Origin of the sequence: Campylobacter sp. MIT 21-1684 (assembly GCF_026241315.1) — a bacterium.
Classification (GTDB): Bacteria; Campylobacterota; Campylobacteria; order Campylobacterales; family Campylobacteraceae; genus Campylobacter_D.
In genome coordinates this window covers 1-2,610 of record NZ_JAPHNA010000042.1, presented here as the reverse complement: position 1 = coordinate 2,610, position 2,610 = coordinate 1, and the positions used below count along the sequence as shown (strand labels likewise).

Genomic DNA, 2,610 nt, shown 5'->3' with positions numbered 1-2,610 from the left:
TCTCACAACCTTCTTTTTATGAAACTTCTACTTTGCTAATAACCTTACTTTTAAAAGAATCTTTTAAACCTTAACTTTATAAAGAACTAAGCCTTAACTTCTTAAAGAACTTTTATACAAAGCTCTCAAAAGTTTCTATCAACTTATATAAAAAAGCAGATACAAGATTAATAAAAAGCATTCTTAGAGCTTCTTTGAGAAAAGAGTACAATAAACTTTCTTACCACCAGTATGCAAATTTTCCAAACACTCTATGGGTATAGCTTCGTTTTGCTGCTATTGCTTGATAGGAGAGTGTGTAATTAAAATTCTTAGCTATTTCAAGATTAATACCAGCATTTCCATAAGCTAAAAGAGGTGCAAACTGAACAAAGTCTTTAAAATTTTCTCCATAGATTCTTGCTCGTGTATTGAGTGTGTCTCTTAAATATGCTTTTGCTCCAAATTCAAAAGAAAGAGTAAAAGGATAAAAATCGTATTTAAATTGAGTAGCAGTATTGAGATAGAGTAAATTCACTAGCAAGCTCTTGTAGTAAATATCAGGATTATAATCCATAGAAAAACCTTTCATAAAGGCTCCTTCATATCCAAGACCTAGGATAAAGGTTAAATCCCTTTTCTTTTCATTATTGAAAAAATCAATAGCCAAATCCATATCAGCAGAATAGGCATACATAGAACTCTCTCCAACACCCCTTTCATTTTCTATTTCATTCTTTGCTAAAGAGCTTTTCACTTGAGTTTTTAAATGATACACAAAACGTCCACGTTGTGCTAAAAACTTTACATAATAAGCTCCAATATAATACGCTTTGGTGTGAAGAAAGAGGTTAAAATTATCCAATCCGCTAAAATCAGCAAATTTATATTGAGAATAATCATGGGAGAGAAAAGCTCCTAAGGAATCGCCATTAGAGAATAAATGGGTAAAACCTGTTAGAAAACCTTTATCGTGTCCAAAGAGCTCTCCATTACTTTGTTTTAATTCAAGGTATTTGTATGAAAAATATGGCAAGAAAAAGAAATTCTCTTTCTTCCTTCCATACAATTCAGAATGCACTAAAAGAGAATCAATAAATAAGGATTTCTTCATTAAGTAATCAAGAAAACTTTGATTGGCTATTGCTCCTGATCCATCACTTACATCAACTCCTATTCTAAAAGTATTCGGGGCACTCCCTTGTTCTATATTGTATAAGGATTCATAGCCTATTACATTAGCAAGACTTAAACCAGCCCCGTTATTAACAATATCAGTTCCATACCCCCCCCCTATAGCTGAAAGAGCGCCGTTATCGTTTTTGAGTACAAGATTTGCAAAATTATAATTCCTACCAAAGGAAAAATTCTCTTTAGGATTGATGATTAAACTTGGAGTGTCAAAGAGAATATTAGAAGCTTTATTTCCTGCTACAACTAAGTGTCCATTGGCAGGAGTTTGAAAAACAAGATTTGCGTTGTTTTGACTAGCATTGTACATTGTATTGCTTTGGTTGATATTTAAAAGAATAGAACTTTCTTTAATAGTAATACTTCCATTATCATTTTTAAAATGGAATTTCTCAGCATTACTTGCATTGTCTTTCCATACTATCTTTCTGTCTGTATTGTTTGGGTCATTTGTCCAAGAAGCATCATAAGAAAGAGTGCCATTAGTATTTGTTATACTTCCTTTAAATATTCCCTCATTATAGATGCTAGCATTGCCATTAGCATTGCTGAAATCTGTAATTGTTCCAAAGTTTCTTAGATTTAAAGTTCCATTTGACTTAGTGAATTTTGATATCTCTTTTGAATTGTTTAGAGTAAGATTTCCATTGTTTTGTGAAAGTGTTGTTATTGTGCCTTCATTTTTAAGTGTAGCTCTGCCTTGAGAGAGAGTAAAAGTGGTGATAGTGCCACTATTGTTAAGATTTGAGCTCCCAGCTGTTTGAGTAAAAGTGCTTAGAGTTCCTTCATTGTCTGCTTGAGTGATAGTGCCACTATTGTTTAGAGTTGTAATAATACCTCTGTTAATAAGGGTGCTAAGAGTGCCTTGATTGGTTAGGGTATCAAGCTTTCCTGTATTGGTGAGGCTAGTAGTAGTACCAGCATTTATATAAGTATTGAGAGTATTGAAACTTGTATTGGTTAAATTGCTTACATTCTTTTTATTAGTCAGTGTACCGTGCAATGAAGCATAGTTTAGTATAGTAGCATCAGCACTATTAAGAGTAATATTTCCTTGAATCATATTGTTGTTTTGCAGGCGGAAGGAGTTGTTGTTTATAGTAATGTCTTTAGTAGCTTGAATAGTACCTGAGTTTTCAATTTCTAAAACAGCTAAGTTAATGGCATCAGTATTGCTAAATGTAGCTCCTTTTGGTACTAGTATTTTCTTTTCTATCTTTCCATTTCCACTATAGTTTAAAGTACCAGAGTCAAGTGCAAGAGTTTCTATTGTGCCTTGATTGCTTAAGGTGCTAGTGGTTTGAGAATTAAAAGTACTAATAGTTCCTTGTGCTTGATTGGTAATAGTATTGTTAGTACCCGCAGAATTGAGAGTAATAATCTTAGCTTGATTGCTGATGGTAGCCCCACTACCACTAGAAGTTAAAGTGTTTATAGTTC

General features: G+C 32.9%; 1 protein-coding gene. It reads right to left on the bottom strand.

Going from position 1 to position 2,610, the window contains the following annotated elements; genetic code table 11:
- Window positions 1-220: 220 nt before the first annotated feature.
- Window positions 221-2,610 (bottom strand): hypothetical protein (locus OQH62_RS08395; RefSeq protein WP_266016097.1); only part of this gene is annotated, 2,390 nt, incomplete at its 5' end.